The sequence below is a fragment of the Labrys sp. WJW genome (assembly GCF_001676615.1).
Classification (GTDB): Bacteria; Pseudomonadota; Alphaproteobacteria; order Rhizobiales; family Labraceae; genus Labrys; species Labrys sedimenti.
Map to the genome: position 1 here is coordinate 192,160 of NZ_LYXZ01000014.1, position 18,560 is coordinate 210,719.

The 18,560-nt window shown below is 64.3% G+C and carries 18 protein-coding genes; all 18 read left to right on the top strand.

Annotated elements, in window-relative coordinates; all coding sequences use genetic code 11:
- The first annotated feature begins 53 nt into the window (after positions 1-53).
- The 18 genes from BA190_RS10095 to BA190_RS10180 all read left to right on the top strand — a co-directional run bounded on the left by BA190_RS10095 (position 54) and on the right by BA190_RS10180 (position 18,550).
- Positions 54-1,823, top strand: a complete 1,770-nt coding sequence (locus tag BA190_RS10095) for a phage/plasmid primase, P4 family (RefSeq protein ID WP_068285767.1) — start codon at positions 54-56, stop codon at positions 1,821-1,823.
- Positions 1,824-2,178: 355 nt separating this feature from the next.
- Positions 2,179-2,976: a hypothetical protein gene (locus BA190_RS10100; RefSeq protein WP_068285768.1), complete on the top strand. Its 798-nt coding sequence runs from the start codon at positions 2,179-2,181 to the stop codon at positions 2,974-2,976.
- Between the two features lie 100 nt (positions 2,977-3,076).
- A complete protein-coding gene (locus BA190_RS10105; protein WP_068285770.1) occupies positions 3,077-3,640 on the top strand; it encodes a hypothetical protein in 564 nt (187 codons plus the stop codon).
- Positions 3,641-3,795: 155 nt separating this feature from the next.
- Positions 3,796-4,371 carry an ArsR family transcriptional regulator gene (locus tag BA190_RS10110; RefSeq protein ID WP_156771458.1) on the top strand — a complete coding sequence of 192 codons (576 nt, stop codon included), beginning with the start codon at positions 3,796-3,798 and terminating at the stop codon, positions 4,369-4,371.
- Entirely contained in the window at positions 4,371-6,374 is a 2,004-nt protein-coding gene (locus BA190_RS10115) for a terminase gpA endonuclease subunit (protein ID WP_068285773.1), read from the top strand. The genes BA190_RS10110 and BA190_RS10115 overlap by 1 nt, the downstream gene beginning before the upstream one ends.
- A 3-nt stretch (positions 6,375-6,377) precedes the next feature.
- On the top strand, positions 6,378-6,602 hold the full coding sequence (gene gpW, locus BA190_RS10120) for a gpW family head-tail joining protein (RefSeq protein WP_068285775.1): 225 nt from the start codon (positions 6,378-6,380) through the stop codon (positions 6,600-6,602).
- Complete coding sequence (locus BA190_RS10125) at positions 6,602-8,185, top strand: phage portal protein (protein ID WP_068285776.1); 1,584 nt, start codon at positions 6,602-6,604, stop codon at positions 8,183-8,185. The genes gpW and BA190_RS10125 overlap by 1 nt, the downstream gene beginning before the upstream one ends.
- Complete coding sequence (locus tag BA190_RS10130) at positions 8,182-9,480, top strand: S49 family peptidase (protein WP_068285777.1); 1,299 nt, start codon at positions 8,182-8,184, stop codon at positions 9,478-9,480. Before BA190_RS10125 ends, BA190_RS10130 begins: the two co-directional genes overlap by 4 nt.
- A 49-nt stretch (positions 9,481-9,529) precedes the next feature.
- On the top strand, positions 9,530-9,904 hold the full coding sequence (locus BA190_RS10135) for a head decoration protein (RefSeq protein WP_068285781.1): 375 nt from the start codon (positions 9,530-9,532) through the stop codon (positions 9,902-9,904).
- 79 nt (positions 9,905-9,983) lie between these two features.
- On the top strand, positions 9,984-11,006 hold the full coding sequence (locus BA190_RS10140; RefSeq protein ID WP_068285787.1) for a major capsid protein: 1,023 nt from the start codon (positions 9,984-9,986) through the stop codon (positions 11,004-11,006).
- 6 nt (positions 11,007-11,012) lie between these two features.
- Positions 11,013-11,417: a hypothetical protein gene (locus BA190_RS10145; protein ID WP_068285790.1), complete on the top strand. Its 405-nt coding sequence runs from the start codon at positions 11,013-11,015 to the stop codon at positions 11,415-11,417.
- Positions 11,414-12,136 (top strand): hypothetical protein, encoded by a 723-nt coding sequence (locus BA190_RS10150; protein WP_068285792.1) that lies wholly within the window; start codon positions 11,414-11,416, stop codon positions 12,134-12,136. Before BA190_RS10145 ends, BA190_RS10150 begins: the two co-directional genes overlap by 4 nt.
- Complete coding sequence (locus BA190_RS10155; RefSeq protein WP_068285794.1) at positions 12,133-12,615, top strand: phage baseplate assembly protein V; 483 nt, start codon at positions 12,133-12,135, stop codon at positions 12,613-12,615. Before BA190_RS10150 ends, BA190_RS10155 begins: the two co-directional genes overlap by 4 nt.
- A 4-nt stretch (positions 12,616-12,619) precedes the next feature.
- Positions 12,620-12,886: a hypothetical protein gene (locus BA190_RS10160; RefSeq protein WP_068285796.1), complete on the top strand. Its 267-nt coding sequence runs from the start codon at positions 12,620-12,622 to the stop codon at positions 12,884-12,886.
- Between the two features lie 7 nt (positions 12,887-12,893).
- A complete protein-coding gene (locus BA190_RS10165) occupies positions 12,894-13,304 on the top strand; it encodes a GPW/gp25 family protein (RefSeq protein ID WP_068285798.1) in 411 nt (136 codons plus the stop codon).
- Positions 13,297-14,163: a baseplate J/gp47 family protein gene (locus tag BA190_RS10170; RefSeq protein WP_068285800.1), complete on the top strand. Its 867-nt coding sequence runs from the start codon at positions 13,297-13,299 to the stop codon at positions 14,161-14,163. The genes BA190_RS10165 and BA190_RS10170 overlap by 8 nt, the downstream gene beginning before the upstream one ends.
- The gene (locus tag BA190_RS10175) at positions 14,163-15,272 is read left to right on the top strand and encodes a phage tail protein (RefSeq protein ID WP_068285802.1); all 1,110 of its coding nucleotides are present in this window, start codon (positions 14,163-14,165) and stop codon (positions 15,270-15,272) included. The genes BA190_RS10170 and BA190_RS10175 overlap by 1 nt, the downstream gene beginning before the upstream one ends.
- Positions 15,273-15,283: 11 nt before the next feature.
- Positions 15,284-18,550 carry a DUF4815 domain-containing protein gene (locus tag BA190_RS10180; protein WP_068285804.1) on the top strand — a complete coding sequence of 1,089 codons (3,267 nt, stop codon included), beginning with the start codon at positions 15,284-15,286 and terminating at the stop codon, positions 18,548-18,550.
- Positions 18,551-18,560: the final 10 nt, after the last annotated feature.

The following is an 18,560-nucleotide window of genomic DNA, read 5'->3' on the forward strand; positions in this document are numbered from 1 at the left end:
TCGGCCGTATCGTTGACCGCGTAGAGCACGCCCCCGTAATCGGCGGGAGTGACATGGGCCGCCTGATCAGCGAAGGCCGCCAGAGCCCCGTACCCCACTCATCAGCCGAATTTTCGAATGAGGCAGGGTTTGACGAGAATGAGGCCCCCTCCGGCCGTGATGTCGGTTCCGTCGACATGGGCGCGATCGATGTGTGCAAGGTGCTCGATCATTCGGACACCGACAATGCCACGCGCCTGATCTGCCACCATGGCGAGGATCTCACCGTCATTGCCCAGGAGGGCGTCGCGACCGGTGACTGGCTGGTGTGGACCGGCACGCATTGGGACGCGGCCGAGGGCGCTGCGCTCGCCTGGCTCAAGGCTTCCAAGATCGGCGACCTGATCGGCCTCGAGGCAGATGTCATGGAGCAGACGCCGCAGGAGCGCCGTGCGATCGAGCGGGCCGCCATGGCGGAAGCCGAGCTCGAGGAACTCGAAAAGGCCATGGAGAAGGCCAAGGATGCCGATCCCGATCTGGTGCGGCGGCGTGCCAAGCTGCGGGCGGAGATAGACGCTGGCGAGGAGGCCCGGGCGGCGCTGGACAAGCGCAAGGTCGGGCGCCGGCGCTTCGGCGTCTCGTCCAAGAACAAGGCGAAGATTGCCGCCATGCTCGACTGTGCGGCGCCCAAGCTGCGCAGGCCGGCTCACGCCTTCAATGTCGATCAGCACAAGGTGGCCTGCAGCAGCCATACGCTGGTCTTCGGGCGCGAGCAGGACATGGAATGCCCGGATCCCGAAATCGTGCGCTACCAGGGCACGGTGAATGCCGTTGAGCGGCATGAGCGGCGGGACTGGATCACGGCCTGCATTCCCTTCGCCTGGGCAGGGAAGGATGCGCCGGCGCCCAAATGGCGGGCCTTTCTCGATCGCATGATGCCGGACCTCGATCGCCGACGCACCATGCAGCAATTCGCCGGCACGGGCCTGCTCGGGCTCGCCCCGCAGTTCGTGATGTTCCACTATGGCGCTGGCGCGAACGGCAAATCGGTCTTCCTGGAAACGCTCACCCGCGTGCTGGGGCAGGGGCTGGCCGTCGGCCTGCCTCGCGAATCGGTGGTGGGCGGCACGGAACGCGGCACCGGCTCGGCGTCGCCGGACCTGGTGCGGCTCTATGGCAAGCGCATGGTTCGTATCCTCGAGGTCAAAGGCGACGTGCCCCTGCAGGAGGATCTCATCAAGCGCTTGACGGGTGGCGAGGCCTTTCCGGTGCGCTCCCTGTTCAAGGGCTATTTCGAGTTCCAGAGCTTTGCGACGCCCCATATGTCGGGCAACGGTTTCCCGACGATCGACGGGACGGATAACGGCATCTGGCGGCGCCTGCTCGTGATGCATTGGGACCAGACCGTGCCGGAGGAAGAGCGCCGCGACTTCGAGGAGATGGTATCGGAACTGGTGCGCGAGGAGTCGGCCGGCATTCTCGCCTGGCTGGCGGCCGGTGCCATGGACTATCTCGCCAACGGCCTCGTCATTGCCGAGGCAGTTCGGGCCAGCACGGCAGGGTATCGGGAGGAAATGGACCCGATCGGGGACTTCCTTGCCGCCTGCGTGCGGCCCTCCAGTGGCATCCGTGTCCAGGCCAACGACATGTACCAGGCCTATGTCAGCTGGTCGCTGGCCAATGCCAAGCGAGCGCGAACCACGACCAAGTTTGGGCGTGTGCTCGGGCAACGCTTCAAGAAAGAGCAAATCGGCGGGCGGTTCTACTACACCGATATCGAACTGCACGACGTGCCTTCGCGGCCTGACGACCCCCGCACCCCCGCTCCGCACGATGGAGATTGAGCGGCCCAACCCTCGCGCGCGTGAGGCAATGGCGAGGGTTGGCGAGGGTTCTGGAGGGTTGTGGCGAGGGTTCGGGGTGCGGGGTTCTGTAACGATATCAATAAGTTGAGATGGTTTGGCGAGGGTTGGCGACGGTTCGCGCGCGTATATCGGAAATATTCGGGGTGCGGGGCAGCAATCCCCAAGCAAAGCAAAAACATTGATATGCGTGAAAAACTATCGCCAACCCTCGCCATAACCATCTAACCAACGGAAAAGACAAACGAATTTAACCCTGAGGGTTTGTTTAAAACCCTCACCAACTATCACCAACTATCACCAAGCCATCAGGCTTGGTTCTTTGAGGGCAAAGCCGATGCGCAGCATGGATATCGAGCGGGTTTTGAGGTGGGCCTATGTGGACGAATTGCCCCATGCCAAGGTGGCGCAGCGCGGTCCTGCAACGTTTGGCAGGGGATGGGCCAATGTGGAGAGCTACGCCCAGCTTCTGACGGTGATCGACTGCAATGCCTATGGCGTGGTGCCCGATATCGCTTCGCAGCGCCTCCCGCATCCTGACGCCTATGAGGTCGGCGACATGGTCGATGCGCTGGCGGATCTTGAACTGGCTCTGCCCGAAGACTGGGATCCGTTTGCGGATGTGGCGGGGGAGGCGCGCCCGCTGGCCATGGCGGCGGCCGTGCGAGCCATTCGTCATCTGACCATCATTGATGACGCGGGCCGCCAACGGCTGCGCAGGCCCGTCCAGAAGCTGATCCTGCGCCACGCCATCATGGGGACGGAGCCGGATTGGCAGGGCGAGGCCTTCGAGGTGAAGGTCGAGCGCAATACCTACGGCCAGCCTGCCTGGTTCCGGCGCGTGCTGCGTGGCGAGGGGCGGGAAGCCATGGAGGTCGAGGTCGATGGTTTCGACGCCAAGCGCCGCCGCCCCTACCATGACGCCTATCAGCGCTTCTACCTCGATCCCGATGCCTTCCCGGTAGCGATCGCCCGGGCGGAATACGAGTTGTGGCATTCGGCCTTGTCCTTCCTCGCCGAGGAGTTGGCGGGTCGGCTGCAAAGCATCCGCCTTCTGCCTCTGGAGCGGGCTGCTCGGCCTTGGGAAACCGGACCGCGCGAAGGTCGCCGAATTTTGTTCTCTCTTTGTGCTTGACGTGCGACGGCGATTTGACATAGCTTCGAACACGGTAAGAAAGAAATCCAAAACCCCGATGCTCCCCGCGTCGGGGTTTTTCGTTGGAGGGGGTCATGTAATGGCGCTCTTCGTTGCGCGCACGGATGGTGTGCTCGATCGCTACGCCAACATGTTGGCGGCGGCCCAGCACCCGGAGAAAGCGCTGCAACGGGCCTTGAGCCGAACCGGTGACAAGGCCAAAACGCAGGTCATCCGCGCCCTGACTGTCCAGACCGGGCTCAAGCGCAAGGTGATCGTGCGGGCGGTGAAGGTCAAAAAGCCTTCATTTCGGCTGCTCGAATACAGCATGACGACGCGGGGCGGGGATGTCTCGCTCAAGTACTTCGATCCGCGCGAGACCCGTAGCGGTGTCAGCGCCGCGCCACGTGGCAATCGACAGATCTTCGCCCATACCTTCCTCAAGGGCGGCCTGTTCCCGAACCGCGTGCCGCTGAGTATGGGCGGGCATGTCTTCGAGCGTGCAGCAGGGGCAAGGCGTACGCCGATCCATAAGCGCAAGTCTGGTGTCTACATCCCCCAGGAGATGGTGCGGGGTGAGACGCTCGATGCCTTCAACAATGTGATTGCCCGCGACCTGCCTGACCGCGTCGGCCATGAACTCCTTCGGATGCTTGGGGGGTGACCAGCCCCGGGCGTGAAACACCCTGTTTCACGACCCGCCCCCGCCCCCGTGAAACAGGTGTTTCACGGGTCCTTCCCCGGGGCCCCCACCCCCCGCGGCATTAAATGGCCCGGAATTTTGCCAGTTAGGCAGGTCGAAAATCAGGGTTGACTGAGGTGACAGAAGCGACAACGGCGGTTGACACGCCGCGCACTGTCATGTGGTCGATCTCGGAAATCGCCTCTCGCGACGGCGTCTCGAAGCAGTCGGTCAGCAAAAAGGTCGCCGATCTCATCGAGCGGCAGGGCCTATCAGTCGAGAGAGATGAGCGCGGCCGTGTCTCCCGCGTGAACGTGGCCGAGTACGACCACCTTCGCGGGCGGACGGACAACCCGTCGAAAAACCAGCGTCCCTCGACACCGGGCCGCGAACTGTCGCAGAGCGAAAGCTATGAGGAGGCGCTGCGCCAGAAGACCTGGCATGAAGCCGAACGCCGCCGCCTCGAGCTTGAATCGCTCAAGGGTGCGCTTGTGCCTTTGGCTGATATCACGGTCGCCCTCGGCGAGGTCGCCGGCGATATTATCCAGGTGCTCGATCGCCTGCCGGCCTTGGCCGACGATCTCGCTGCTGCCATCGCGCGGGAGGGCTCGCACGGCGCTCGCACTATCCTCAAGGCGGAGGTCGAGCGCCTTCGTACCGGCATTGCTGATGCCCTCGACAAGGCGCTCAAGCCGCCAAGTGAGACTGCCTGATGTCGCATCCAGACGCGAATGCCCTGGTGCGGCGGGTGCTCTCAGGCGCAATACGCCCGCGCCCGCGCATCTCGGTGAGCAAATGGCTGTGCGAGAACCTCGTGCTGGTCGATGGCGAGTATGCCGGCGAGCTCTGGAGCCCAGCCGGCGCGCCCTACCTCGTCGAGATCGCCGATTGCCTCAATGAATGGCATCCGGCGCCTCTGATCACGGTGCGCAAGGCGCAGCAGACCGGCGTCTCCATCCTTGCAATGGGGTGGGCGATCTTCTGCGCCGATCGCGAGCCGGCGAACTTCCTCTATGGCGCGCCAGGCATCGAAGCGCTGCGCAAGCTGAACTCGCAGAAGCTGCAGCCGCTGATCGAGGCCTTTGAGAAGCGGGCAGGGCGGGCCGTTTTTGCCCCGCAGACGCAGCGCTCCGGCAAGGGTTCGACCACGAACGAGAAGAAATTCCCGGGCGGTGTCCTGGCTCTCGCCAACGCCAATGCGGTGATGGACCTTTCGGCCGTCACCATGAAGAAGGGCGTCAAGGACGAGGTCTCCAAATGGGAGGATATCCCCGGCAAGGGTGACCCCGAGACCTTCTTCTTTGGCCGTTTCACCGCCTTCCGGCGCACGAAGTCGTACAAGATCCTTGAGCTTTCGACCCCGGAAATCGACCTGGGCGACGAGACGCTGGAGACGCCAGGCCATTGCCGCATCGACAGGTCCTTCCGCCGGTCGGACCAGCGCTTCTGGAACATAGCGTGCGTCGAATGCGGCGGCGAGTTCGTCCAGGTGATCGAGCTTTTTCAGGTCGATCGCAAGAGCCCGCACCGGTCCACCATGCTGTGTCCTCATTGCGGGCACCGGATTTCGGAGGCTGAACGGGTTCCGGCCGTCCGAGACGGCCGATATGTGGCGACCGAGCCTGTGCCCAACCATCCGGGCTTCCATGTCGACGGCTTCATGTCGTTGATGGTGTCCTATGAGGACATGGCCGAGGAGTATCTGAAGAGCCTCAAGTCCGAAAAGGACAACAAGGACTTTCACAACCTCTTCCTTGGCCGCGCCTACAAGTTCCGCGGCGACGCCCCGGATCACAAGCTGCTCATGGAGCGCCGCGAGGACGCCCTGATCCAGCGCCGTGTGCCGGCGGACGGGCTCTTGCTCACCGCCATGGTCGACGTGCAGCACAATGGCCTGTTTTTCGAGGTCGTGGCATGGACGGCCAGCCGTCGCTCCTATGTCGTCGATCATGGTTTCCTGGTCGGTGACACCACCAACATTGCCGCCGGCGCCTGGGTCAGCCTCGAGGAAGTCTATGAGCGCGCCTATGCCGATCCTTGGGGACGGCTGCGCACCATCGACGTGATGGGGGTGGACGCTGGCGACGGCGGTCGCGCGAACCAGGTCTATGCCTGGACGGCGGCTCATCTCAACGCCATGGCGCTGAAAGGCGAGGACGGCTGGGCGCACCCGGCCATCTCGGCCCAGCCCAAGCTGGTCGACATCGATATGCAGGGCCGCGTGCAGAAGCATGGCGCCAAGCTCTGGAAGACCGGCACCTGGTCGCTCAAGCGCGAGTTCTACGACAATCTGCGCAAGCCTCGTCTCGACGAGGAAGGGCAGGTCAACCCCGGCTATTGCCATTTCGGGCGGTGGCAGGACGAGGCCTATTTCAAGCAGATCACGTCCGAATACCTTGACGACATCAAGGTGCGCGGCGTGGTGACGGGCCGCAAATGGGTGGCCCGGGGAGACAACCACTATCTCGATTGCCGCATCGGCAACATGGCGCTGGCCGAATATCTCGGCCTCACCCGTATGACCGAAGCCGAGTGGCGCAAACTCGCTGAAATGCGGGGGGTGCCCGAAGCCGAGATCACACCCGACCTGTTCGCGCCGGCGCCTCTCAAGGTGCAGGCAGATCCGCCGCCCGACAGCCCCCCTGTCGAAACGCCCCCGGCCAAGAAGCTGGGCGGCATGTTCGCCCGCCTCTCGAAGATCAACGCCGGAGTCTAGCCCATGCGCACCGAAGCAGAGCTGCGGTCGCTCATCGCGAAGGCGTGGGCGGCCTATCATCAGTTCATGATCGGCGAAGGGGTCGAGGAGCTTCGCATCGGCGACCAGTCGACCAAGTTTTGGAAAGCCAATCCCGACAAGTTGCTGGCCTATATCCGCCAGCTCGAGGCCGAACTGGCGAGGCTTACCGGCGGCGATGCTCGCGGCGCCATCGGTGTGGTGTGGTAATGCTGCGCGATCGCGTCAAGGCTCTATTCCGCCGCGGCGAACAGGCCGGCATCGCGGATCAGGCTCCGAATTCGCCCTATCGCGCCGGCGCGACCATGAACCAGGAGATGTTCGGCTATCGCCCCGGCCTGCTCTCGGCCGACGCCGCCATCCGTCCCGCCCGCGACCTCGCGCTCTCACGTGCCCGGGATCTCTATCGGAACGACCCCCACGCCAAGGCTGGCGTGCAACGGCTGGTCGATATGCTGGTCGGCGCCGGTATTCGCCTGGTGGCCAAGCCCGACTATCGGGCCCTCGGCATCACCGCCGACCAGGCCCGCGAGGTCCGATCCCAGATCGAGGCGGAATGGCGTCTCGCCACGCAGGATCCGCGCTTCCTGTTCGACGCGGAACGCAAGGTCTCGCTCAACGGTCGTCTGCGCCAGCTTGCCCGCACCTGGTCGATCGGTGGCGAAGTCACCTGCGTGCTGAAATGGCGCGAGGAGAATATCCCCGGCGCGCGCTATCGCACTAACCTGCTCGCGATCAGCCCCGACAGGCTCTCCACCCCAGCAGGCCGGCTTGAGAACATCTCGATGCGCCAGGGCATCGAGTATGATGCGGCCGGGCTCACGCCGATCGCCTATCATGTCCGCGACGCTCATCCGTCGGATTACTATTCCGGCATCAGTGCGTGGACGTGGACGCGGATTCCGCGCGAGACCGCCTGGGGCCGGCCGATCTTCATCCATGGCTTCGAGCCGGAGCAGGAGGGGCAGTCCCGCGCCATCACGCCGTTCGCGGCACTGGTGCAGCGCCTGCGCATGATCGGCAAATATGCCGATACCGAGCTTGCAAACGCCGCGGTCAATGCCCTGTTCGCCGCCTTCGTTTCGTCGAACATGTCGCTGCAGGACGCGACGGCGAAGCTGAACGTTGCCAACGAGGCCTATGTCGACGCGCGCGACTCCTATTGGGAGGCGCATCCGCCGACCCTGGGCGGCGTTCGCATTCCGGTGCTGCCGATCGGCGATGAACTGAAGATCAATGCCCAACCCCGGGCAACCACGGCCTTTCCGGCCTTCCAGACCGCCTTCCTGCGCTCGATCGCCGCCGCTCTCGGCATTTCCTACGAGCAATTGTCGATGGATTGGTCGCAGACCAACTATTCATCGGCCCGTGCGGCGCTCAATGAGGTCTGGCGCGGCATCCGGCGCGATTTCGCGGCCTTCTGCGAGCAGGTGGTGACGCCGATCTATCTCGCGTTCCTCGAGGAGGCCTTCGATCGCTACATCACGCTGCCCGCCGGCGCTCCCACCTTCTGGGATATGCCGGCGGCTTGGGCCGCAGCCCGCTGGATCGGCTCGCCCCGCGGCTATGTCGATCCGACGAAGGAGGCCGAGGCCGCCGACATGCGCGTCTCGGGCCTCACATCGACGCTCGAATCGGAAAACGCCGAGCAGGGGCTCGACTGGGAAGAGACCATCGAGCAGGCGGCCTATGAGCAGGAGGTGATGAAACGGGCGGGTGTCGTGCGCGCGCCTGCTGCTCCCAAGCCAACGGCCGACGAAACCAACACGACTACGCCGGAGACGGCCAAGTGAACAACCCTCTCGCTACCCTCGCCTCGGCTCTGCCCGAGGCCCTCGCTGCGATTATAGCGCCGGCAAATGCCGCGACCTGGCCGACGGCGCTCACGGCCGAGGCCCTCATGGTGCTCGATACCCGCGCCGATGATGTCCGCGCCGCCTGGTATGCGGCCGAGGCCGCGCAGCGTGCAGGCGCGCTCGGTTCGGGATCGGCGCCCCGCTATCAGGTCGACGCCGGCCGGGCTGTCATTCCGGTCGTCGGTTCGCTGCTTAACAAGGGCGATGTCGACGGCTCAAAATACGGCTTCACGTCCTATGGCTGGCTCGCCGCGGCCTTCGAAGCTGCCGCGGCTGATTCATCGGTCCGTGAGGCGGTGCTTGCCCTCGACAGTCCGGGCGGCACTGTCTCCGGAATCGAGGCGGCCACCGATGCCCTGCGGGCCCTGGCCTCCGCCAAGCCCGTGATTGCCCATGTCGACGGCATGGCCGCATCCGCCGCCTACTGGCTGGCGGCCCAGGCCGGGGAGATCGTGATGACGCCCATGAGCCAGGTCGGCTCGATCGGCGTTTACACCACGCACATCGACTTCTCGAAGCTGCTCGACACGATCGGCATCAAGGTCAGCCTGATCGCTGCCGGCCGGCACAAGGTCGAAGGCAACCCTTTCGAGGCCCTGCCGCCAGAGGCACGGGCGGCCATTCAGGAGCATGTCGAGGATCTGCGCCTGATGTTCGCCAACGAGGTGGCGACGGGGAGGGGGGAGCGCCTCACGGCCGACCAGGCCCTTGCCACCGAGGCCAAGATGTATCGCGGCCGTGTCGCCACCCAGGGGCGGATCACCGCCATCGCCGCTGGCCTCGCCGATCGGCTCGCCACGCGCGCCCAGCTTTTCGCCAATCCACCCGCCCGTAGCCGGGCTCAACCCAAGGGATCGCAAATGAGCACCCAGACCACGCAGTCCGGCGGCGACAATGCCGGCATCACCCAGGAGCAGCTCGCCACCGCCCAGGCGTCGAGCCGTCGGGAAGGTGAGCAGGCCGGCGCCGATGCCGCGACCGCCCGTATCGCCACTATCCTCAACGCCCCTGCCGCCAAGTCCCGGCCAGCCCTCGCCAATCATCTGGCCTTCAAAACCAGCATGAGCGCCGACGACGCCATCGCCACGCTGGCCGCCTCGGCCGAGGAGAAGGCTGGCTCGCGCCTCGACGGCAACGTGCCCGATCCCAAGGTCTCCGGCGGAAACTCGGTCGAGAAGGCCACCAAGGTCATCGACCCCCAGGCCGTCTACGCCGCCCGCCGCAAGGGCTGATCCTGCCAGGTACGGCGTACATCCCCTCCCACAACCAGGACACCACCCAATGCCTGTAAAGACCGAAGGCCGGCATGCCGGCGAATTCCTCCTGTCGGAGGCCGATGGCGCCTATTCGCGCGACAACATCAAGCTGCTGGCCGGCTCTGGCAGCCTTCCCTCCGGCCGCATTCTCGGCAAGGTCACCGCTACCGGCAAGTTCAAGCCGCACGATCCGGCCGCCAGCGACGGCAGCCAGGATGCCAGCGCCATCCTGCTCGATAACGCCAACGTGCCGGCTGACGCCGACCTGACGGTTGCGGGCATCACGCGCCAGGCCGAGGTCAAGGTCGCCGCGCTCACGTTCGCCGCCGCGACCGACACCCAGCCCGAAAAGGACGCGGTCATCGCCCAGCTGGCGGCGCACGGCATCATCGGGCGCTGACGCCCACTCTTTCTCTCGCTGAGACCCGCCGGGGTCGCCTTGTGCGGCCCTTTTTCTTTATCCCAACAAGGAGGGCGTCATGCCCGAAATGGACATTTTCGACAACGACGCCTTTTCGTTCGTCGAACTCACCGACCGCATCAACCGCCAGCCGCCCGTGCCGGGCCAGATCGGCGACACCCTCGATTTCGAGGAGCGCGGCGTCCCCACCACCTCGATCGCCATGATCGAGATCAACGGGACCCTGCAGCTGGTCGAGCCCTCCGCCCGCGGCGGCCCGGGCGAGACCATCGATCACGACAAGCGCACCTATCGCCGCCTCGACACCGCGCATTTCCAGCGCGACGAGCACATGTATGCCGATGAAGTCCAGGGCGTGCGCAATGACGGCTTCGGCGGCCAGAATGGCTTGCTGACCGTGCAGCAAATGACCGACATCAAGCTCGCCAGGCATGCCCGCGACTTCGACCTCACCAATGAGTACCTCAAGATGGGGGTGCTCAATGGCAAGGTCGTGTCGGGTAAGGGCGTGGTCGTGATCGATATCTACAAGGAGTTCGGCCTCGTCCAGCCGGACCCGGTCGATTTCGTGCTTAACGACCAGGCCGCCAAGGTGCGCCTTGCCGCCGACGAACTGCGCTACGGCATGGAGCAGGATCTCGACGCCACCGCTTATGGCGAAGTGATCGCCTTCTGCGGCAACGAGCTATGGCGGAAGCTGATCGAGCACAAGGAGGTGCGCGAGACCTATCTCAACACCGCCGCGGCGGTGGAGTTGCGCAACAGCCTTCCTGACGACTTCTCCTATGGCGGCATCCACTGGATCCGCCTCAAGGCAGGTCGCCGGGCCCGTGCTGCTGTCGGCGGCTCTTTCATTCCCGAGGATGAGGCTCGCGTCTGCTTCAAGGGTGTTCCCGATCTCTACAAGTCCTATTTCGCCCCGGCGGACTATTGGGACACGGTCAATACCATTGGCCTGCCGCGCTATGCCCGCGAAATGACCGAGGATCGCACCGCCAAGTCGGCGCGCTTCGAGGTGCAGACCAACCCGCTGCACGTCATCACGCAGCCCAAGACGCTGCGCCGGCTCAAGCTGGCCTGATCGGCGATGGCCTCGCCCTTCGAGACCGCCGGTAGGGCCGCCTTCGCGGCCCTGCAGCGATGGTATGGTGAGGAGGTCACCTTCCAGCCCATGGCCATCGGCGACTATGTCGCCGGTCTCGACCCCACGCGCTCATCCGTCGATTGCACTGGCATTGTGCTCCGCAAGGCCGATGTCGAGCGTCTGATGGGAGAGCGACCCGGCGATAAATGGGGCCCCAACGTCGCGGTCTTCCCCATCACCGCCTGGCTCCCTGCCGATGAACTTGGCGCAGGGCGCCCGGCTGAGGGGGACCGCATTCTGCGGAAAGCACCCCCTGACGGCCAGCCTTCTCTTATCGAGGTCGGCCGTGTCGGCGACATCAGGGCAGGGCGCATCGTGCTTTTCTGCAATGAGGTCCGTTCGGCATGAGCATCGTCGCCCTCTGCCTGCGGCTCTGCGCTGTCCAGGCTCTCAAAGGCAGGACCCTGGCCGGCCCCAACATCGCAGATTCCTCGATCGCCGCGATCGACGAACTCGCCGGCGAGCGAAAATCGGGCGCCTTCGCGGTTGTCTATACTGACGAGGACGAATCGACCCTCGAGGGTTTCGGCAATGCGCTCTCCTCCGGCAAGCGCAAGCTCGACCTCACCATCGACATGGGCATCGCCGAAAAGGTCGATGTCGAGGATGGCGGCAGCGTCTACACCCTAGGCGAGACCGACGGTACGCGCGAGGCGGCGATCGATATCCTGAAAAGCGACATCATGCGCGTGTTGCAGGCGGATACGTCGCCCTACGCCGAGGCATTCCGGCTTCTGGCCGGCACGGTGATCAATGTGCATGTTCGCCGCGGCGCCGGGGCCGACAAGGGCGTGCGCTTCGCGGCTCGCGAGATCTGCCTGTCGATGGATGCTTGCGACGAGCCCATGCCTGCGGCCGAGATCAGCGACGATTGGCGTGCCATCATCGACCTGATCGGTGCCGTGCCCGGTTTGATGCCGATTGCCGCCTCGATCGAACAGCGGCTGACCGCCTCCCCCGACCTTCCCGATTGGAAGCGCGAGCAGGCCTTGCTCGGCCTCACCAACGAGGCGGCCGACGCGATCGGCTTGGCTCCCGTGCAGACCAGCCCTCTGGCACAGCCATGATCATCGAATTCCTGCGCCGCATGGAGGAGATGGAGCGCCGCCTGAACACGGCGGAGCGCCGTCTCGCCAATATGTTCACGCCTGGCGCCGTGGCCGAGGAAGAGGCCGGCAAGGGCGTTCGCATCAATCTCGGCGGGTCCGACGACGAGCCCTTCCTCAGCCCATGGATCAAGTCCGGCAACCTGTCGGGTGTGACCAGCATTCCGGTCGGCAAAGGCGCCCAGATGATGGTTTTGGCCCCGAACGGCGACCTTGAGCAGGCCATGGCGATCCCCTGGGATCATACCGACGCCCGTGGCAATCCCGCCAAGTCTGGCGACGAGACCGTCTTCTATCAGCGCAACGGCGTCCGCTTCAGCGAGCAGGGCGGGGTGATGTCGATCGAGGCTTCCAGCTTTCGCATCAAATGCGGCGGCTCGACCTTCGAACTCAGTGGCGGGGGTCTGAAGATGGTCGCGAGCGATTACGACTTCGGGTGAGCCAATGCCAGGTATCGCCCTTGTCGGTCGCGATAGCGCCGGCGGCCTGCAACTCGGTCAACAGGTCTCGAAGGTGAAGATCCGCGGCGCGGCACCCGTTGCCCTCGGTGATCATGTCATGGCCCATGGCGAGCCGCCCCACGCGCCCGATCCTGTGATGGTCGAGGCCTCCTCCAAGTTCCGATTTGGCGGTCTGCGCATCTGCCGCGAGGGCGATCACGCCTCATGCGGTCATGCCACGACCGGCCAGTCTTTTTTCAAGATCCCCTGAGGGTTCAATGGCTTCAACAGGCATTGATCGCCGCACCGGCAAGGTGTTGCGCGACTTCGATCATGTGCGCCAATCGCTCGAGGTGATCTTCACCACGGTGATAGGCGCGCGCGTCATGCGCCGTGGCTTCGGCTATCTCGGCCTTGGCCTGCTCGGTCGGAAGTTTACGCCCTCGACGGTCCTCAAATTCTGCGCGGCCATGATCATGGCCGTCGACCTCTGGGAGCCGCGCTATCGCGTCTCGCGCATTTCCTTTCCGCGGCCGCAGAACAACGTCGACGACGCGCGCAAGGGCCAGGTCTCGATCGTGATCGAGGGGTTCTATCGGCCGCGCGGCCATCTCGGCGACTTCACGGCAGAGGAAGCGCGGACAGTGACGCTCGGCTCCACGATTGCCATGGGAGCCGCCAATGGCTGACCTCACGATCGACGCGCTGGCGGCCCTCGGCAAGCCGGACATCATCGAGACACTGGACTATGAGGCCATCCTGCGCGCTCGCAAGGCGAAGTTCCTGGAGAAGCTGACGGAGCACGGCCTCGCGAATGACGTGATCGACCTGGAGACCGATCCCGGCGCCGTTTTGCTTGAGGAATCGTCCTATCGCGAGCTGGTCCTTCGTGCCCGGGGCAATGACATTGCCAGAGACCGCTATCTCTATTTTGCCCGGGGGCCTGGCCTCGACCATATGGGCGCCTTCTATGACTGCTTTCGCCTGGTCGACGAAAAAGACGATCGGTACAAACAGCGCATCATCCTCGCCATTCAGGGCCGCTCGCCCGGCGGAACCGCCCCTCGCTACAAGTCTGTGGCCATGGGCGTCTCGCTCGATGTCGCTGATGTCAATGTGTACACCAACGGCATTGATCCCACGGTATGGGTGGCTGTCTTCTCCGTCAGCAATAATGGAGTGGCACCCCAAGCCCTGCTCGATGCTGTCTCCGCGGCCTTGAATGCCCCGGAAGTCAAGATGGTGAACGATACCATCAAGGTCCGGGCAGCGGTCGTGGTGATCGTCGACGTGACGGCTGCATTGACCCTGCTTCCCGACACCCCTGAGAGCATTCTGGCCAGCCTGTCCGCGGGTCTTCCTGGTCAGTGGGCGGCAGAAGGGGGCAGCGGCCGTGATCTCACGCGCGATTGGATCCGATCGAGGCTGATGGTGTCTGGTGTCTATAGCGTGGCGATGTCAGCGCCTGCCGCCGATCGCGTCATGCAGCAGTACGAAGCCGTGCGAATCGGAAACGTCGCTCTCAGCGTGGCCGGGCGGGCATACTGATGTCTGAGACGCTGCTGCCCGATAACGCCACGCCTCTGGAGTTGGCGTTCTCCGCGACCACCAATGAAAACGATCGGTTGGGCCCGGTCTTCGAGCAGGTCCCTATCTATGATTTCACGCCACCGCCGCGCATGCTCCCCTGGCTGGTCTGGCAGTATGGCCTCGGCGAACTGTCGCCCTATCTGCCGAACCTCTATGATCTGATCGCCGAGGGTGTTCGTTGGCAGCGCATCCGCGGCACTCACGCCTCCATCTTTATGGGCCTGGGTTGGCTCGGCTACAGCGGCCGGATCGAAGAGGAACCGACCTGGCGCCGGCGCTGGAACAGGTTCCAGGTAGAGCTTGACCGGGTACGCGATCGCGATCTGCCGGATCTCCAGCGCATCGACGGCATTGTCAGTCTGTCGCCACCGGTGCGGTCGATCTTCAGCCGTGGTTATGCCGGCTACGATATCCGGGCCTTCATCACCTCGAAGTCACGGGCATCTGGCGCGATCTACTCCGACCATTCCGGCGTTACCCTGCCGGGCATCGGCGCCAAGTGGTCCTTTGGCCGAGCCTATGATTTCGAACGCCAGTTGACCGAGACGGAATTGACCGCCTTGGACGCCTGGGTGCCACCGGTCCCGGAAGGCGGCCTCTGGGTCGACGACGACAATCTGTGGGTCGAGGAGGATTTCCTCTGGGCGGTGCCGGGCGTCCAAGCGCGCCGGGATGCAATTACGGCTGCCGTCGTCGCCCACAAGCCCTGGCTGCGGTTCGACAATGCCCAGGGGGACCCGATCGGCTATCGCCGTGCTTTCATCCACCCTGTCGCGGTTTCCGCGACCGGCGAATACGAAGTCGCCGGCGTCAGGTGGACGACGCTCACAAGCGCGCCAACCGCAATGATCTTGCGCGGTCGCACGGGATTCGGAGATGGGGCCGGCCAGACGGCAGCATCCGTTTCCATCGTCTTTGGTGGCGGGCCCGTGGCCGGCCTCAAACCGGGGCTGCTTTGGCTCTCGCCTGACCAATTCAGCGGCGGCCTTGCCTTGTCCGGCACCCCCGTTTCCATCCCGTTCGGTCTCACCGTGCGGGAGCGCTGCACCTTTCTCCTGACATTCTGAGGTTCGTCTCCATGGCTTTCGAAGTCGCGGGCGCCCCGCCGATGACCTATGATCGTGCCCCGTCCCGCCCGGACTGGTCACGGCCCTGGGTCGTAGAACGTTCCTTTGTCGACGGCGCGACCATCAACGAAGCCGTGACCATGGAGACGCGCCGCAATCAGCGCGTCGGAAACATGACGGCGCATGATGGTGATCGCCAGGCGGGCTGCGACATCATCGTCGACTCGATCACCGGAACCGTCACTCTTGCCGCAGGCTCCATCTATGTGCGGGGCGATGTCCGGCCGGTCGGTGCTGCGATCTTTCATGGCGTGCCGATGACCGGCGACGTGCGCATCGGTGTGCGGCTGCAATCCACCATCATCACGCACGAGGATGACGAGGCGCTCAGGGGCCTCGGCCCGGGAACGGAGGCGGAAGGAGAAGATATCGGCGCCCGCGAGATCCTCACGCTTGTTTGGGCGCTGGCTGACGATAGCCAGATGGGCGCGTTCTATCAGGTCTATTTCCTGCAGAACGGCACGGTTATCGACCAGACGCCGCCGTCGACCCTGTCGGGCGTCCAGAACCTCATTGCTGGCTACGATTTCGGCCTCGCCGGACATTATATCGTGTCGGGTTGCGAGGTGCAGGCCGTCGGCAATCGCGGCCAGGGGCAGGTTTTCTCCATCGCCGCCGGCGAAGCCAACATTCTCGGCTACAAGAAAATCCGGTATGGCGCGCTTCCCCTGATCGTGCCCGAGGAATTCGATGTCGAGGCAGTCGCCGCCGAGCCGTCGACCTGGGCTGGCGTGACCGGTGGGCAAACCACCGTGACGGTTCAGCGTGCTCCGATCGCCTCGGTGTCATCGGTTGTCATCGTCAAGCGTGCCACCCAGGTCGTCACGCGCGGACCGGTGCCTGGCGGTACGGATGCATTGCAGTTCGCCTCCGTCGTGGCAATCGAAGAGGTGAAGCAGGGCGGTACCACCTATGCCGCAGGCACCGATTATGTTCTGACCGGTGGCAATATCTCCTGGGCTCCTGGTGGAGCGGAACCCTCGGCTTCGAGCACGTACAACGTCACCTATCTCTACAATATCAGCGTGCAGCCCGACGAGGTCACGCAGACGACGATCAAGGTGTCTGGCGGCGTGCAGGGGCAGCCCATCCTTGTTTTCTATACGTCGAAGCTGCCCCGCATCGATCTCGTCTGCCTCGATCGCTTCGGCCTGCCCGTCTACGTCAAGGGCATTTCGACCCGGCAAAGTCTCATGGCACCCCAGCCGCCCTATGGCCTGCTCAAGCTCGCCGAGGTCACCAACACTTGGATGGGCATGCCGGTCGTCAACAACAATGGCACCAGGCGCGTCCCGCAGGATGAGTTGGTGCGCTGGATCGAGCTGCTGCGCTCTGCGGTCTCGGTTCTCGATCGCCAGGCGTCGCTGAACAAGATCGCTGCCTCGTCGCCGGTCGCCAAGCGCGGCATCTTCACGGACAATTTCACGACCGATTTCTATCGGGATCCCGGCGCCCCGCAGACGGCCGCCATCAACCGCGGCGTCTTGCAGCTTGCCGTCGACCTGATCGAGATCATCCCGGCCGGCAACGCGCTCCTGACCCTTCCCTACACAGAAGAGGTCGTGGTCCGCCAGCCGATCGCCTCGAGCAGCATGAAGATCAATCCTCATGCCAATTTCAACTCGATGCCCGCCGAGATGAAGCTCGAGCCGAACGTCGACTATTGGAAAGAGACGGTGACCAACTACCTGTCGCCCGTGACGCAGGAATTCGTTGCCGCGCCGGGCCAGCCCCCAGGCCAGCAGACCTTGACCGTGGTCGAGGGGACCAGCCAGGAGACCGGATCTTTCATCCGGCAGATCCCGGTCAAATGCACGGTCAGCGGCTTTGCTGCCGGCGAGAACCTCGCGACCCTGACCTTTGCGGGCGTCGATGTGAAGCCGGCTGGAACGCAGACCGCGGATGGTAGCGGCATCATCGTCGTCAACTTCAATGTGCCGGCGAACGTCCCCGTCGGCACCTCTCGCGTTCGTGCGACCGGAGCGGCCGAGAGCTTCGCCGAGGCACTCTATGTCGGCAACCACGATATCGACGTGGTGACGGCCCGCATGGTCACGCTGATCAGCCGTGATGCGCCGCCGCCGGTCACCGTGATCAACAACATTACAAACGTGACCAATGTCGTGCAGACCACGACGGTGGTGCGCACCCCGAGCACCTCGATCAACACCGGCAGCGAGCCGACACGCGGGGGAAGCAAGGATCCGCTCGCACAGTCTTTCGCGGTCCCGGAGCCGCGCCAGATCATCGGCGTGAACTTCAAGTTCACCGAGATCGGCAACCGGGCCAAGGGCGTGCGTGTCCAGTTGGCGACCATGGACAACGGCTTGCCGACACAGGAAGTGATGGCCGAGGCCTTCATCAACATGAACTTGCCCCAGGTCGGCGAGATGGTGCGGCCGCGCTTCGGCGCGCCGGTCTATCTCAACGACAGCGACCTGTTCTGCAACGTCACGCTGACCGACGATGCCGACCATGCCGTCGCGGTGGCGAAACTTGGAGACCTCGACCCCGAGACGCAGCAGCGCGTCGCCGCGCAACCCTATACGGTCGGTGACCTGTTCAGTTCGTCCAATCGGGCGAGCTGGTTGGTGATGCCCGATACGGATCAGTTCTTTGAAGAGGTAGCGGCGAAATACACGGCGTTCACCCTCTCGGTCGAGATATGGTCCGGCGAGCTCGACCAGGTCAGCGATATCGCCATCCGTGCGACCGTCGATATTCCGACCGAGGTGGCCCGCTTCCACTTCGAGTTGGAGCGGGCAACGGGGGAGGTGATCAAGCTTCTGCCTGGTCAGACCTGGTCCTTTGCCGAATATGTCAGCGAAACGGTCAAGGTGAGGGCCGTGTTGCAAGGAAACGAGAAGATCTCGCCCATCCTTTACCCCGGCGTGCAGATCGTCTGCGGCCGCATCAGGCAATCGGGCGACTACATCACCAAGGCTTGGGCCGCCGGCAACCCGGTTGCCCTGGATGCCGTTTTCGCCAGCCTCATCCCGGCCAACGCCAGCGTCTCGATCGAGATGGACAATTCGGACGGAAATTGGGTGGCAATTCCGCAAGTCCCTGGGGGCACTCAGCAGCTCGGGGAAGGTTGGACAGAGCCTTCCTTCCAGCGCCCGTCCTTCACCGGCCTCAATGGCCGCCTGCGGCTCAGGCTGCAGGGCGGCCCAGCGGCTCGTCTTGCTATCGCGGATCTCCGCGCCTTCACGCATTGAGGCCTGACTG

What these genes read in the sequence shown, in the direction of transcription:
- gpW (WP_068285775.1), top strand. Translation starts at nt 6,378, where the DNA reads ATGCGCACCGAAGCAGAGCTGCGGTCGCTCATCGCGAAGGCGTGGGCG.
- BA190_RS10115 (WP_068285773.1), top strand. Translation starts at nt 4,371, where the DNA reads ATGTCGCATCCAGACGCGAATGCCCTGGTGCGGCGGGTGCTCTCAGGC.
- BA190_RS10175 (WP_068285802.1), top strand. Translation starts at nt 14,163, where the DNA reads ATGTCTGAGACGCTGCTGCCCGATAACGCCACGCCTCTGGAGTTGGCG.
- BA190_RS10125 (WP_068285776.1), top strand. Translation starts at nt 6,602, where the DNA reads ATGCTGCGCGATCGCGTCAAGGCTCTATTCCGCCGCGGCGAACAGGCC.
- BA190_RS10170 (WP_068285800.1), top strand. Translation starts at nt 13,297, where the DNA reads ATGGCTGACCTCACGATCGACGCGCTGGCGGCCCTCGGCAAGCCGGAC.
- BA190_RS10180 (WP_068285804.1), top strand. Translation starts at nt 15,284, where the DNA reads ATGGCTTTCGAAGTCGCGGGCGCCCCGCCGATGACCTATGATCGTGCC.
- BA190_RS10135 (WP_068285781.1), top strand. Translation starts at nt 9,530, where the DNA reads ATGCCTGTAAAGACCGAAGGCCGGCATGCCGGCGAATTCCTCCTGTCG.
- BA190_RS10095 (WP_068285767.1), top strand. Translation starts at nt 54, where the DNA reads ATGGGCCGCCTGATCAGCGAAGGCCGCCAGAGCCCCGTACCCCACTCA.
- BA190_RS10150 (WP_068285792.1), top strand. Translation starts at nt 11,414, where the DNA reads ATGAGCATCGTCGCCCTCTGCCTGCGGCTCTGCGCTGTCCAGGCTCTC.
- BA190_RS10140 (WP_068285787.1), top strand. Translation starts at nt 9,984, where the DNA reads ATGCCCGAAATGGACATTTTCGACAACGACGCCTTTTCGTTCGTCGAA.
- BA190_RS10160 (WP_068285796.1), top strand. Translation starts at nt 12,620, where the DNA reads ATGCCAGGTATCGCCCTTGTCGGTCGCGATAGCGCCGGCGGCCTGCAA.
- BA190_RS10155 (WP_068285794.1), top strand. Translation starts at nt 12,133, where the DNA reads ATGATCATCGAATTCCTGCGCCGCATGGAGGAGATGGAGCGCCGCCTG.
- BA190_RS10105 (WP_068285770.1), top strand. Translation starts at nt 3,077, where the DNA reads ATGGCGCTCTTCGTTGCGCGCACGGATGGTGTGCTCGATCGCTACGCC.
- BA190_RS10100 (WP_068285768.1), top strand. Translation starts at nt 2,179, where the DNA reads ATGCGCAGCATGGATATCGAGCGGGTTTTGAGGTGGGCCTATGTGGAC.
- BA190_RS10145 (WP_068285790.1), top strand. Translation starts at nt 11,013, where the DNA reads ATGGCCTCGCCCTTCGAGACCGCCGGTAGGGCCGCCTTCGCGGCCCTG.
- BA190_RS10165 (WP_068285798.1), top strand. Translation starts at nt 12,894, where the DNA reads ATGGCTTCAACAGGCATTGATCGCCGCACCGGCAAGGTGTTGCGCGAC.